Genomic DNA, 13,761 nt, shown 5'->3' with positions numbered 1-13,761 from the left:
TCTACCTTTAGATAACTCTTTTTTTCTTTTTGATCCGTCGATTTTCTTTTGCCTTTTCAACTTCATAAATGGCTCTCGTCATAAATAGTGAGATATAGTTAAAGATGGAGCGACTTCCAAGAATCAATGGTAGATAGAACAGAACATTTCTTGTAAATAGTGACGTCAACATAAAGAAATCACCAAAGAATAAGAAGCAAACTAAAAATGCGATCAGCAATAAACCAATCATGATCTGTTTTTTCAAATCTAATGGACGTGCAGCTCTTAGCAAAACTTGAAATCCTACGCAACCAGTAAGCAACACACACATCGTAGAAACGTCTTGGTGAGATAAATCAAACCAAATTCCAGCTAACTGTAAGACTAAAATATTAAAAACAACCGTCAACGCTCCTGGTACTGAAATCCTCAATATATTCGTCAAAAAATGTCCTTTGATCCTTTGATAGTTCGGTTCTAATGCTAAAATAAAAGATGGTATCCCAACCGTCAAGGTATTGATTGGCGTTAGTTGTAATGGCGCAAATGGATATGGTAAGAATAAAAAGATAAATGTTACGGCAAGAATAGCCGAATAAATCGTTTTTACCATATACATCGATGCAACACGCTCGATATTGTTGATAACTCTGCGCCCCTCATTCAGTACTTGTATCATTGAACTAAAATCTGAATTCAACAATACAACATCTGATACTGCACGAGCAGCGTCACTTCCACTAGCCATTGCTACACTCACATCAGCTTCTCTTAAAGAAAGAATATCATTCACACCATCACCTGTCATACAGGTTGTATGACCGTTTTGTTTTAAGGCTTGAATCAATTCTCTCTTTTGGTAAGGCGTTACTCGACCAAAAACAGTTGTATTCTCCACCAATTCATTAAAGTTTGCTGAATCAGAAATGGTGCTCATATCCACAAAATTTTCTGCCCCAGCGATTCCTGCTTGCTTTGCTATTTGTGAAACCGTAATCGGATTGTCACCTGAAATGACTTTTAGCGTGACATCTTGTTTGGCGAAGTAAGAAAATGTGTCGATAGCATTTTCACGAATCGTATCTGCAATAATAAAAATTGCTACAGTTTCTTTCTCTTGTGGTAATTTTGGGCTTGTTAATTCTTCAGAAAAATGAACTAAAATCAAGACGCGATCTCCTTGTTCATTGTAGGGAGCTAATCTTTGTCGTAACTCTTCTGGTACGTCTGAGTATATAAATTCTGGCGCTCCCATAACAAATGAACCTTTTTCTTCAAAAGTCACACCGCTCCATTTTCGATCAGAAGAAAACGGAATCACTTCTTTGACTTTCCAAGCTGATTGAGACAATGGAAATCTCGTTCTAAGAACTTTAGCCGTAGCATTTTGATCAGAAAGTCCTGCCATCATTTCACTCATAGCACGTTCGATTTCACTTGCTGGAAAACCCGCTTGAGGAATCAGCTCTTTAAAGGTTAAACTCCCATCTGTAATAGTTCCTGTTTTATCCAAACAAATGGTGTCCACGCGTGCAAGAGTTTCAATACATGATAGACGTTGAATCAAGGTTTGTTTTCTAGCTAAATTAGCTGCGCCAACCGCAAATGCCACACTTGTCAACAACATCAATCCTTCTGGAATCATACTAATCAATGCGCCAGAAACACCTAAAACCGTTTTTGGAAATGACTGAGTCGATTGGTATTGGGACCAAAATAACAGCAAACCGATTGGAACAATAGCAAAGGTCAGCCCTTTGATCAAAAGGTTCAGAGAATTCATTAGTTCAGAAGTCGAATGCTTTTCTGTTTTTGCTTCTTTTGATAATTTAGAGACAAAATTGTCTTCACCGACTGCAGTAATTTTTACAAAGCCTAATCCTGAGGTAATAAAACTTCCACTCATAATTTTGTCACCATTTTGTTTTGTGATCTTATCTGATTCTCCAGTTAATAAGGACTCATCGACTTCCATTCCCTCTGCATGCAAAACAATGCCATCAGATGGAACTTGATTGCCTAAAGTCAAAACTAAGACATCGCCTAAAACTATTTCATCTTGAAAAATATTCGTCAATTGATTCTCTCTTAAGGCTGTTACCTCTGTTTTATTCACGATGGATAGTTTATCGATCGTCTTTTTAGCGTGAATTTCTTGAATAACCCCAATTGCTGTGTTAATAATGATGATCCAGAAAAATAATGCATTTTTAGGATAACCGACAGCGAAAACTGCAACTGCTAAAAATAAATTGATGAAATTAAATAGCGTTAGGGAATTATCTAAAATGATCTGTTTTGTGGTTCTAGATAGATCCTCAACTTCTTTGTTAGTCTTCCCCTCTGCATAAAGTTGTTGGACTTCTTGATTAGAAAGACCTTTAATATTGGCAGGAATCCGAATGTTATCAGTATTCATGTTTTGCGATTTTTCTTCAGATGAAAGAAACTCCTCATTATCTATATCTCTTTTTTTCCTAAACAATTTTTTCATATTTTCATTCACCCTCTTATTACTATTGTTAAACCAATTGTAGAGTAATTTACCCAATGTTTCAGAAAACTACTTTAATTTTACACTTTTTTTAACCATTTGAACAAAATGAAGGTATTCTGATTTGAAATTAAATTAAAAAAAGAAAGGCTAATTTTTTAGACTCTCTTTCTGATTGATTTGAATGGACTCACTTTATTTTGAAAACGAGACGACAAACGTTTACTTTATATTATAGTGAAACTGATGAGCTGTTTGGTAGACGTTTCGCTATAATAATTTCAATCCACTCACTCCATATTAGAGTGAGACGCTAGGTATTGCTTAGCATGTTTGTATTGTTCTTTAATTTCAATCCACTCACTCCATATTAGAGTGAGACATTATAACGATTATTGGTTGACGCTCACATATAAATTTCAATCCACTCACTCCATATTAGAGTGAGACTCAAAATAACAACTCCTATGCATGGTAATTAGAGATTTCAATCCACTCACTCCATATTAGAGTGAGACCAAGTCCAGTTTCAAGTCAGATGAAGTTTTGATAATTTCAATCCACTCACTCCATATTAGAGTGAGACGAAAGAGCGAGGTATCTTATAATGCATAAAACAATATTTCAATCCACTCACTCCATATTAGAGTGAGACTCTTTATTGCCGAAATCACTTGTTAAATCAACAATTTCAATCCACTCACTCCATATTAGAGTGAGACCAGCGTATCTTTATTGTTGTATGGTACTTGATGGATTTCAATCCACTCACTCCATATTAGAGTGAGACTGCGAAAAAAAAAGATTTTTCTCCAAAAATCTCTCATTATCACTAATTTCCCTTATAAACTCAGAAAAACATTAAAATAAAATGAGAAAAACTGTTAAACGAAAGTTTTTTCTCTCTAATTTTGGTGCGGAACCCTCAGTGATTTTATGGTCACTTGGGGTTCGCACTAAAAATTTATTTATTTTGTTTACTAACTACTGCTTCCAAAAGTCATCAAAAATTGAAATCGGCATGTGTCGTTTATGTTGAGTTTTTTTATACCAGTTTTCGATCGTTTCCTTGGCCTTATCCGATACAGGTTTTCCTTCAACATAATCGTCAATCTCATCATAGGTTACACCAAGTGCCGCTTCATCGGCTACCAATGGTTTGTTATCTTCTAAATCGGCAGTTGGAATTTTAGTATACAGCTCCTCAGGAGAACCTAGCTCCTTCAATAAAGCTTTCCCTTGACGCTTATTTAAGCGAAATAACGGTAAAATATCTGCACCGCCATCACCATATTTTGTATAAAAACCAGTAATATTTTCAGCTGCATGATCTGTTCCAATTACAGCACCAGCATTCTCTCCCGCAATCGCATATTGAACAATCATTCGTTGACGAGCTTTCATATTTCCTTTATTGAAATCACTGATAGAAACACCAGATTCCACAAGTGAAAGAACACAGGCATCAATTGCCGGTTTGATATTTACACGCAAAGAAACATCAGGGTGAATAAAGTCTAATGCTTTTTTTGCATCTGCTTCATCCGCCTGTTCACCATAAGGCAAACGAACCGCAATGAACTGATACCCTTCATCTTTCGTTTCCAATCGCATCTCTTCCATTGTTAATTGAGCCAGACGACCAGCTAATGTAGAATCTTGACCTCCGCTAATCCCTAAAACAAGTGTTTTTAAAAAAGAATGTTTATATAAATAGCTTTTCATAAAATCAATACTTTTTCGGATTTCTTTTTGCGGATCTATTTGAGGTTTTACACCTAACTCTTTAATAATTGCCTTTTGTAAAGATTCCATAGATAATTCCTCCTAATTTAAAAGCCAAGCGAGCCAATCTATTTTTTCCGAGACCTTCAGATCTTTCTTATGAACTGTTGAGATCGAAGCCCACGTAGCTAGATAATATTTATTTGCCTTCACTTAGTGCTTTGACATCCACACGTACCTTTTCAAGTAAACGCATTTTATGATTCCAACACTCAGTCGATAGATCCACTGGATATTTTTGCGGATTAAGGTCACGTTTGTACTCTTCCCACAACGAATCAAGATTTTCTTTTGCATAACTTTTGATTTCCTCTAGAGTAGGCATTTCGTAAACTCGTTTCCCCTCAACAAAAATATCTTGTAAAACTGCTCTTGCATCAAAATCTCTAACTGTTTTATTAATAAATGTATGAACCGGATGGAACATATAGATCTCTTCTTGTTTGCGAGGATCTTCGTCCCAAAGTGTCACATAGTCACCCTCAGATTTTTTATCTGATTTACGCGTGATACGCCAGACTTGTTTTTTTCCAGGGGTTGTCACTTTTTCAGCATTGCTTGAGAGCTTGATAGTATCTTCCATCTTCCCATTTTTATCTTCAATCGAAACCAGTTTAAATACAGCACCTAAAGCTGGTTGATCATATGCTGTGATCAGCTTTGTGCCCACGCCCCAAACATCGATTTTCGCTTTTTGCATTTTTAAACTTAAGATAGTATTTTCATCCAAATCATTTGAAGCGTAGATTTTTGCTTCTGTATATCCGGCCTCATCTAATTGTTCACGGACTCGCTTAGAAATATAAGCCATATCTCCACTATCCAAACGAACACCTAGAAAATTGATTTTATCGCCCATTTCTTTTGCGACTCGGATTGCACTTGGAACACCAGATTTCAAAGTATCATAGGTATCAACTAAAAAAACACAATCTTTGTGGGTTTGCGCGTATGCTGTAAAAGCATCGTAATCATTTCCATATGATTGTACTAACGAATGAGCATGAGTTCCACTCACTGGAATCCCAAAGATTTTACCAGCACGAACATTACTTGTCGCATCAGCTCCACCAATGTAAGCTGCACGCGTTCCCCAGACAGCCGCATCTAATTCTTGCGCACGACGAGTTCCAAATTCCATTAAAGGATCGTCTCCAATCACAGATTTGATTCGTGCCGCTTTTGTCGCAATCAGGGTTTGGAAATTGACCATATTCAAAAGAGCTGTTTCAATCAATTGACATTGTGCCAAAGGACCTTCTACTTGTATCAATGGTTCATTATTAAACACTAAATCCCCTTCTAATGCTGAACGAACCGTACACTTAAATTCAAAATCTTTTAGGTAAGTCAAAAAATCCTCTGGATAATCTTCGACTTCTCGAAGATAGGCGATGTCTGTATCTGTAAAAGTTAAATTTTCTAAATAGTCGACTAAGCGTTCCAATCCAGCAAAAATAGCATAACCATGATTAAAAGGCATCTCCCGAAAATAACATTCAAACACAGAATGTAAGTCTGCTCTACCTAATTTCCAATACGTTTGCATCATGTTGATTTGATATAAATCTGTATGTAACGTTAAGCTATCATCATCGTAAACTTTTTTCATCTCACTATGCCATCCTTTATTCTTTCTAGATTTTTAATTTATATTATAACAAAAAACTGTCTTTTTAACTAAATACTGATTTTAAGATGCTTTTTTCTTGAAGATAAAAAACTTGCTGAAAAAATAATTCAATACCACCACTGCAACCTGTGTAACCATTTTTGCCCAAAAATCTGTGATATGCATCACTTCGATCATCAAAACCATCAATGCCATATCAACCACGAAAGATAGGACACGGTACCAATAAAATAGTAACATCTCTCTAATAAAAGAGCCGATGTCCTCATGATTACTAGCAAAAACAAAATACTTATTTGTGAAAAATGCAAAAAGTACTGATAAAAACCAGCCGATTGCATTACTTATTTTGTAGTCGATTCCTAAAAGATCTTTACAGATAAAGAAAATAACTATATTAACAACCGTCGTTGCCACACCAAATACTAAATATGAAATCACTTCTTTATATTTATGAAATAATTCTTTCAACATTCACGCTTCCTTTCATTCCTCTTTTTATTTTATCAAAGATAGAATAGAAATCCTACTGATTTTCAAGTTTCTCATCATTCCCTTTTACTAGTCAGAGGATGAGAGAAACACCCCTACTTCGAATAAATATTTTTATAATAGAAAATTGCTAGTTGCGTTCTATCTCTTAGCTCTAATTTTTCCAATAAATTACTGATATAATTTCTGATCGTACCTTCACTCAGATAAAGTTTTCCAGAGATTTCTTTGTTATTTAGCCCTTCGGCTACCAACGAAATAATAGATAGATCTTTTTCATTTAGTTTAAATTCATCCAAACAGGCTGTATTTTCCGTTTGTAACAGATGAGGGAGTCTATCCATAATCGTACGACCAAATACTGATTGTCCATTACTAACTGCTTTGATTGATGGTACGATTGCTTCTAAATCTTGTTTTAGCAAGTAACCTTTAACACCAATTCTAAGCGCTTCAACGATATACTCATCATCTGAAAAAGTTGTTAAAAGTAATATATCAGCTTGCTCTTCTTTTTCTAAGATCTTAGTAGCTGCCTCGATTCCAGTTGACTCTTTCATTCGAATATCCATCAGTAAAATGTCCGGATGCAATTCTTCATATAATGTTACCGCTTGTGCTGCACTATTTCCTACTCCTACGACATTAATTTCACCAGTTGCCTCAACAATCGTTTTAAGTGACGTGGTCACTAACAAATCATCATCTACAATCAATAATCGAATCACTTTGTGTACTCCTTTATTTTGGCAAAATAGCAATTAGCAAAAAACTTTCTTTTTTTTGGTGATAGCTTAATCTACCCTTTAATTTTGTCATTCTTTCTTGCATACCGATCAACCCGATTCCAATTTCATTTGGGTTCTTTTCTTCATTTTTTGTTCCGTTATCTTCAATTGTTAACTTATAAAAACCTGGATGATTTTTAAAAGTAATCGTCACTTTATTGGCATTACTATGTTTCATCACATTTGCTAGTGCTTCTTTAATTAACATAATACAGGCTAATTTGTATTCTTTACGGATGGATTCAGAGAAATCCCCTACTATCTCTACCTCACAAAATGTAAAATTCAACAGAATATTTTGGCAAACTAACGATAAGCTTAATGATTCATCATACAAATCATGGACACTATCTCGAATACTGTTCATTCCTTCTGTGATCGTTTCTTGGAGCTGTTTTAAAGGGAGAGCTAATTTCTCTTCTTGATTCATTGCTTTAAGAGCTCCAGTTTGTAGTAAAGCGCTAGAAAGCAAATGTCCGACATTATCATGAATATCACGGGCAATTCTATTTCTTTCGCTAGAAAGTTCCAGATTCACTTTGATTTCTTGTTGTTTGATTAACTCAGAATTTTGAGTTTTAAAGGTAAAGTTATTCTCATCTTTTTCTTGTTCCAGCCAAAGATAGTCCTTGCGTAAAGAGGAATCTTTTGCAGTTAGAAAAGCCAAATAACTTGATAACGCACACAACAGTAAAATATAAAGCTTAAGACTAGTTGAATATTGACTGTTGTATATAAAAAATACCACTATCAAACCGCTATTTAAGAGCAATATCTTATTTCGCCCCTCTATCATGCCATCATAAAAAAGTACGGGAACAAAATAAGCATATTCTGGCCATTTAGTAGTTGCTATCAACAAAAATAAGATACATAAAAAAGAAAACTTAGGTTTTTGTGTGACCCAAATCAGTCCACTCAACATTATTGTGACTAAGACAAAAATGACCATCTCACTTTGATAAGCTTGATTTAAAAAAATCATGAAGCATAAACCTAACAAGAAAGCTTTATCTAGCATGTTCCGCATTAAAAATTTATTCATCAATTTTCTCCAAATTTCTCAATTATATGACAAATGTCACATCGATATAGGAATATATTCACTTATAACTTAATAGACTTTGAGCTATAGTTCTATTATAAAGAAAAAAAGGAGAATTTCATATGATAATCGAAATAAATGATTTAGTAAAACGATATGGAAAGTTAATTGCGTTAAATCACTTTAATTTGCAAGTAAAAAAAGGAGATATACTGGGACTACTCGGACCTAACGGTTGTGGAAAATCAACTGCTATCAATTGTATGCTGTCACTATTATCTTATGACACAGGAGAAATTAAGCTATTTGGTGAAAAGATGACGCCTACTCGCTATGATATTAAAAAGCGAATTGGTGTCGTTCCACAAGAAGTTGCTGTCTTTGAAGAATTGACTGTTATTGAAAATATCGATTATTACTGCGGGTTATATATCACTGATAAAGCAACTAGAAAGCGATATGTTGCAGAAGTCATTTTGCTTGTAGGTCTGGAAGATTTCACTACTTTCCTCCCTAAAAAACTTAGCGGCGGACTAAAGCGGAGGCTTAATATTGCATGTGGTATCGTTCATAAACCCGAACTGATCTTTTTAGATGAACCTACAGTTGCCGTTGATCCTCAAAGTCGTAATAAGATTTTAGACAGTATTAAAGAACTAAACCGTCAAGGCGCAACGATTGTCTACACGACCCACTATATGGAGGAAGTAGAACAGTTATGTAACAACATAGTAATTGTTGAAAAGGGCCAAGTCATTGCAGAAGGAACAAAAGAACAATTAAAAGGAATGATCAAAGGCAACGAAAAAATTATGATTGAAATACCTGATTTTCCTTTAGTCGTTAAAGAAGAATTATTACAAATTCCTGGAATAATGAATATTACTTATGACAATGTTTTTGTAACGTTGAATACTGAAAAAAATAAAGCAGTGTTTATCCAAGTACTCCATATTTTAGAAAAAAATCAACTGCCATTTGGTAATTTTTACACACAGCAACCTACTCTTAATGATGTCTTTTTAGAGATAACAGGTAGAGAATTAAGAGATTAGAAAGGAGTATGCAAATGTTTTGGCATTTATATTATTATCGATTAAAGATTCAATTGAACAATAAAGTTTTATTATTTTGGTCATTGCTGTTCCCTTTACTTCTTGGCCTTTTTTTTGCAGCTACATTCGGTAGTCTGGATACAATTGATTTAGTAAAAAAAATTCCTGTAGGCATTGTGACTGATGAAAAAGTTTCATCTAAAAATACTGACTTTTTTTTGGATACCTTAAATGAAGTCAGTGTGAATGATCAAAGCATGTTTATTCCAACTGTACTTTCAAAAGAAACCGCAGAAAAACAATTACGTGATGAAAAAATTTCTGGCTATTATACGATCAAAAATGATGACATTTCACTTACAGTCAGCAAACAAACCCTACAGCAAAATATCATGGATTCATTTATGAATCAATTTCTCCAAAGTAAAACAACCTTGACTACTTTAGAAAAAGAAAATCCTGCTCTTCTCGCTTCAGCTATTACAGAAAAAATTGGGAAAACAACAAATTATATTTCTGTAAATAAGGCTACCGCTTCAAAAGGCAGTTTTAAAAGTTTTTATTTCTTCACTTTGATTGGAATGAGCTGTATGTTTGGGATGTTCTGGGGAATCAGTAATGCCAACGATGAGCAAGCAAATCAGTCAGCCAATGGGATTCGTTTAAGCATGACTCCGAAAAATAAATTATTGATCGTTCTAACAAACTTAGCTTCTTCATTTACGGTATTCATTGTCGAAATTTTCTTTATCCTATGTTTTTTCCATTTTGTTTACGCTGTTGATTTTGGTGATCGTTGGTTATTGATTTTATTAACCTGTGCATTAGCAGCTCTTACCGCACTTTCATTGGGCATTCTATTCGGTAATATCCTTAAAGTCCCTCTAAACCAGAAAATTTCACTTGCCGTGTCCTTTCAAATGACCTGTAGTTTTTTAGCTGGAATGATGTCTCCTGATATTACGCTTTTAGTCAACGAGCATATTCCATGGCTAAATGCGATAAATCCAGTTAATCTAATCAGCGAAGCTTTGTATAAACTTTATTATTATCAAAATATCAACAGTTTTTATATTAACTTGCTTAGTTTAGGGGTGCTAACGGCCATTTTTATTACAGCTAGTGCTATTTATGAAAGGAGAGTACAATATGTCAGTCTTTAAAGCGACTCTTGGCATTCTAAAAAAGAATTTAGGAACATTGATTCTTGCATTAGCAATCAGTTTAGGTATTTCATTTGCTTATTCAAGCTCCAATTCACCAGTGACTAAGCTTGAAAAAATGAATATTGTCATTTTCAATGAAGATGACGGTGATACTGCAAAACAGTTAGAAACTTACTTGAAACAGGAAATGAATATTGTTTCATTAAATAATACGCAAGAAAAGATCGATGATGCTTTATTTTTTGGAAAAGTTGATTATGTACTAACAATCCCTTCATCTTTTTCCAAAGAAATAAATATGGGGCAACAACCGAAACTAATAACCCAAGTCAAACCAGATAGCTTTAATCAAGTCTATATTGATTCAATACTCAATAACTACTTATCTACTTATCAATTTTACCAAGAAGCCTTGCCAAAGAAAACAGAAGTCGAACTTGGCAACTTAACTACTAAAAATGTTGCAACTACAGGGAAGATCAATTTTACGTCTTCTTATGACCAATCGAAGAAAAATACTGCAACAGGAAAGGTTTTGGGTGTACTAGCCTACACTATGTTTATGACAATTTTTAGCTCGATCACTTTAGTCAGCTTAGCCTTCAATAAAAAAGAAATCAAACTTAGAAATAATTGTTCTCCACTATCTAAACGAAGCTTTTCACGACAACAATTTTTTGTTCAAATTGGATTTTGTTTGATACTTTGGGCAGTTTTCGTTAGCCTCCTTCTTTTAGTTACGAAAAGCAAGCTTGATTCCCACGGTATGTATTTTATTTTGAACACATTACTACTCTTTATAGTTGCTGTATCGTTTAGCAATCTAATTAGTGGGATCATCAGCAATCCAGATATGATTTCTGGTATTAACAATGTCTTTATTTTAGGTAGTGCTTTTATTACCGGTGTTTTTGTACCTGCAGAGATTTTACCGAATATCGTAACAAAAGTTGCTTCTCTTACACCAACTTATTGGTATATGAGAAATTGTACGTTAATTGGAAACACGACTCAATTCAATCATGAGTTTTATACGAAATTTCAATTCAATACGTTAATCTTATTGATTTTTTCCTTTATCTTTTTTTTATTAACAATGATAACAAGAAAAGAACAAGGTGGTTTGAAATCTTCTTTTGGAAAACCTGCTATCGAAAAATAAAAAAAACTAGAAAAAGCTAATATTTTCGCTTTTTCTAGTTTTTATTTTATGCTGGATCAGCATTTTTTTGAATCACTATAATATCTTTCCGAGGGGCACTAAAAGAATAACCTCTCTGCTGCATTTCATTTTTAACGCCAATATGAACGGTTACTTCTTCTCTTGTTGTATTCAACAGTTTCTTAATTATGTAATCAACTTCTTTTTTTGTAATTTTCTTTTTAGTATTGATCATGATGATGTCAATCTTATCGAATGCATCCGCATAGACAATTTGGGTACGATCCAATGCGTATAATTTAAAAAATTTAATTGCTTTTTCACCAAAAACGAACTTGGTTATATTTGGATAAAAGTACTCCAAATCTAAATTTTTGTTGATCGGTGTTTCGATTAACTTCATTCACTCAGCTCCTTAAAATTTAATAATAGTCTTGATAACTTTATATAAAAATTTTACTCTTTCATAGACTCTTTGTAAATCAAAAAATGAAAAATATGTTATTCTATAAAAAAACACTTGACCTTCACGTTAAGTAAAGGTTTATCCTAGATTCATACAGGAGGGAAACAGATGGAATATACAATCAAAAAAGTTGCTGAACTATCGGGAATCAGCACGCGAACATTGCGTTATTATGATGAGATTAATCTATTAAAACCGGCACGCATTAATTCTTCAGGTTATCGTATTTATGGAACAACAGAAATCGATAAGCTGCAGCAAATTCTTTTTTATCGTTCTTTGGATATGAAACTAGAAGAAATACAAAAAATACTGGATACATCAAACTATGATCCTCAGCAAGCATTACAAGATCATTATCAGCAATTATTAGACAAACGCCAACAAATAGATCATCTGATTCTAACTGTAGAAAAAACGTTACGCTATCAAAAAGGAGAAATAACAATGACTGACAAAGAAAAATTCGTAGGCTTTAAACAAGCTAAGCTACAAGAAAATGAACAGACATACGGCGAAGAAATACGTAAAAAATATGGGGAAGAAACTGTGGAAGAATCTAACAAAAAATGGTTAAACTTAAATGAAGAAGACTTCACTAGCATGGAAACGGCAGAAAAAGAAATGCTTGAAGCATTAAAAATTGTGATGAAGACCAAAGAATATCAATCGAAAGAAGCAGAAACTGTCTTTTTAAAGCATAAAGAATGGCTACAATACACTTCTCCAGTTTATTCACCTGAAATGCATAGAGGATTGGGGCAAATGTACGTTTTCGATGAACGATTTAGTGCTTACTATGATGATCGAGCCGGAAAGAATGCTGCTCAAACATTAAATCAAATTATTCAAAACTTCGCAAAATAGACAAACGATTGCACGCTTAAATATAAAATAAGCAAGTCATGAGAACAGCCTTTTCAAAGCTATTCTCATGACTTATTTTACTTCTTAAAATGCTCCCAAAAAAGCAAGCCCAAATAAAATCAGTAAAAAAATCGTTATCGCCGCAGATTTAAGTCTTCGTTTTCTTTGTTTCGCCATAAAATTAGCATTTTTTAACCGTGCTTGTTTATAGCTATCAGAGTGTTTGATTTGTGTAATGTCATAATAAAAAAACTGCAGCGGCTGTTCCAGTACGGTTTCCTCTAATCCATCTGTATACCCAACTAACAATGTATACTGCCTGATTTTTGATGGGAAATTCCGACTATTTTTCTTTTTTAACTTCACAAATAACTCTTGATCGCCTATAAAATAATAAGATTGATCATCTTCTTGAATTTCAATCGACTCCATTTTTTGAAATTCATTTGGCAGTTGGGTTTTGATCCTCTGGAAATAGGCGTCGAAGACTTCTCCACGTAAATAACGAAGTAAATAAATGACTAAGCCTACCTCAATCAAAAATAATGATACTAATAACCATCTAACAAGTGCTTCAGATATACCGATTCCAACAGCCGTTACCAGCATGATCGCGATCAGAAACAATAAATATTTTTGATAATGCTTCATATATAACTGCCTAATTCCCGATTGATAATACTCTAAATCATGTTCAACATTCTCTTTTATTTCCTTCATTATTACTCCCCTAACTTTAAAAATCTATTGCTTCATTATCCTTTTTTACCTTGTTTTACAAAATATTTACTAGTTTCAGTTTATCCTAGACAGTTCTTACTGACAA

General features: G+C 33.8%; 12 protein-coding genes and 1 CRISPR repeat array. Of the genes, 4 read left to right on the top strand and 8 right to left on the bottom strand.

What is annotated here, in order from left to right; all coding sequences use genetic code 11:
- Positions 1-7: 7 nt before the first annotated feature.
- The 6 genes from AC4BB5_RS06530 to AC4BB5_RS06505 all read right to left on the bottom strand — a co-directional run bounded on the left by AC4BB5_RS06530 (position 8) and on the right by AC4BB5_RS06505 (position 8,219).
- Complete coding sequence (locus AC4BB5_RS06530; protein WP_490458558.1) at positions 8-2,476, bottom strand: cation-translocating P-type ATPase; 2,469 nt, start codon at positions 2,474-2,476, stop codon at positions 8-10.
- A gap of 278 nt (positions 2,477-2,754) precedes the next feature.
- Positions 2,755-3,266: direct repeats of the CRISPR family, unit length 34 nt; unit sequence ATTTCAATCCACTCACTCCATATTAGAGTGAGAC.
- A gap of 194 nt (positions 3,267-3,460) precedes the next feature.
- Entirely contained in the window at positions 3,461-4,291 is an 831-nt protein-coding gene (gene nadE, locus AC4BB5_RS06525) for an NAD(+) synthase (RefSeq protein WP_490458557.1), read from the bottom strand.
- Between the two features lie 109 nt (positions 4,292-4,400).
- On the bottom strand, positions 4,401-5,873 hold the full coding sequence (locus AC4BB5_RS06520; RefSeq protein ID WP_490458556.1) for a nicotinate phosphoribosyltransferase: 1,473 nt from the start codon (positions 5,871-5,873) through the stop codon (positions 4,401-4,403).
- 81 nt (positions 5,874-5,954) lie between these two features.
- Entirely contained in the window at positions 5,955-6,365 is a 411-nt protein-coding gene (locus AC4BB5_RS06515) for a GtrA family protein (protein ID WP_490459034.1), read from the bottom strand.
- A gap of 116 nt (positions 6,366-6,481) precedes the next feature.
- Positions 6,482-7,114 (bottom strand): response regulator, encoded by a 633-nt coding sequence (locus AC4BB5_RS06510; RefSeq protein WP_490458555.1) that lies wholly within the window; start codon positions 7,112-7,114, stop codon positions 6,482-6,484.
- A gap of 13 nt (positions 7,115-7,127) precedes the next feature.
- Entirely contained in the window at positions 7,128-8,219 is a 1,092-nt protein-coding gene (locus tag AC4BB5_RS06505) for a sensor histidine kinase (protein ID WP_490458554.1), read from the bottom strand.
- Between the two features lie 122 nt (positions 8,220-8,341).
- Between AC4BB5_RS06505 and AC4BB5_RS06500 the strand changes: the two genes are divergently transcribed.
- Genes AC4BB5_RS06500 through AC4BB5_RS06490 form a run of 3 tightly spaced genes read left to right on the top strand, consistent with a single transcriptional unit; the run spans position 8,342 to position 11,602 of the window.
- On the top strand, positions 8,342-9,274 hold the full coding sequence (locus tag AC4BB5_RS06500) for an ABC transporter ATP-binding protein (RefSeq protein WP_490458553.1): 933 nt from the start codon (positions 8,342-8,344) through the stop codon (positions 9,272-9,274).
- Between the two features lie 14 nt (positions 9,275-9,288).
- On the top strand, positions 9,289-10,437 hold the full coding sequence (locus AC4BB5_RS06495) for an ABC transporter permease (protein WP_490458552.1): 1,149 nt from the start codon (positions 9,289-9,291) through the stop codon (positions 10,435-10,437).
- A complete protein-coding gene (locus tag AC4BB5_RS06490) occupies positions 10,424-11,602 on the top strand; it encodes an ABC transporter permease (RefSeq protein ID WP_490458551.1) in 1,179 nt (392 codons plus the stop codon). The genes AC4BB5_RS06495 and AC4BB5_RS06490 overlap by 14 nt, the downstream gene beginning before the upstream one ends.
- Positions 11,603-11,648: 46 nt before the next feature.
- On the opposite strand, the gene AC4BB5_RS06485 is transcribed toward AC4BB5_RS06490, so the two are convergent.
- On the bottom strand, positions 11,649-12,005 hold the full coding sequence (locus AC4BB5_RS06485) for a DUF1827 family protein (protein ID WP_490458550.1): 357 nt from the start codon (positions 12,003-12,005) through the stop codon (positions 11,649-11,651).
- A gap of 171 nt (positions 12,006-12,176) precedes the next feature.
- Between AC4BB5_RS06485 and AC4BB5_RS06480 the strand changes: the two genes are divergently transcribed.
- On the top strand, positions 12,177-12,935 hold the full coding sequence (locus AC4BB5_RS06480; RefSeq protein ID WP_490458549.1) for a MerR family transcriptional regulator: 759 nt from the start codon (positions 12,177-12,179) through the stop codon (positions 12,933-12,935).
- An 84-nt stretch (positions 12,936-13,019) separates the two neighbouring features.
- Here the strand turns inward: AC4BB5_RS06480 and AC4BB5_RS06475 are convergent, their stop codons facing one another.
- Positions 13,020-13,655: a hypothetical protein gene (locus tag AC4BB5_RS06475; RefSeq protein WP_490458548.1), complete on the bottom strand. Its 636-nt coding sequence runs from the start codon at positions 13,653-13,655 to the stop codon at positions 13,020-13,022.
- Positions 13,656-13,761 lie beyond the last annotated feature (106 nt).

The sequence above is a fragment of the Enterococcus sp. AMC1252 genome, assembly GCF_058216515.1.
This window is presented reverse-complemented; position numbering and strand designations above follow the sequence as displayed.

What these genes read in the sequence shown, in the direction of transcription:
- AC4BB5_RS06530 (WP_490458558.1), bottom strand. Translation starts at nt 2,476, where the DNA reads ATGAAAAAATTGTTTAGGAAAAAAAGAGATATAGATAATGAGGAGTTT.
- nadE (WP_490458557.1), bottom strand. Translation starts at nt 4,291, where the DNA reads ATGGAATCTTTACAAAAGGCAATTATTAAAGAGTTAGGTGTAAAACCT.
- AC4BB5_RS06520 (WP_490458556.1), bottom strand. Translation starts at nt 5,873, where the DNA reads ATGAAAAAAGTTTACGATGATGATAGCTTAACGTTACATACAGATTTA.
- AC4BB5_RS06505 (WP_490458554.1), bottom strand. Translation starts at nt 8,219, where the DNA reads ATGAATAAATTTTTAATGCGGAACATGCTAGATAAAGCTTTCTTGTTA.
- AC4BB5_RS06500 (WP_490458553.1), top strand. Translation starts at nt 8,342, where the DNA reads ATGATAATCGAAATAAATGATTTAGTAAAACGATATGGAAAGTTAATT.
- AC4BB5_RS06495 (WP_490458552.1), top strand. Translation starts at nt 9,289, where the DNA reads ATGTTTTGGCATTTATATTATTATCGATTAAAGATTCAATTGAACAAT.
- AC4BB5_RS06490 (WP_490458551.1), top strand. Translation starts at nt 10,424, where the DNA reads ATGTCAGTCTTTAAAGCGACTCTTGGCATTCTAAAAAAGAATTTAGGA.
- AC4BB5_RS06485 (WP_490458550.1), bottom strand. Translation starts at nt 12,005, where the DNA reads ATGAAGTTAATCGAAACACCGATCAACAAAAATTTAGATTTGGAGTAC.
- AC4BB5_RS06480 (WP_490458549.1), top strand. Translation starts at nt 12,177, where the DNA reads ATGGAATATACAATCAAAAAAGTTGCTGAACTATCGGGAATCAGCACG.
- AC4BB5_RS06475 (WP_490458548.1), bottom strand. Translation starts at nt 13,655, where the DNA reads ATGAAGGAAATAAAAGAGAATGTTGAACATGATTTAGAGTATTATCAA.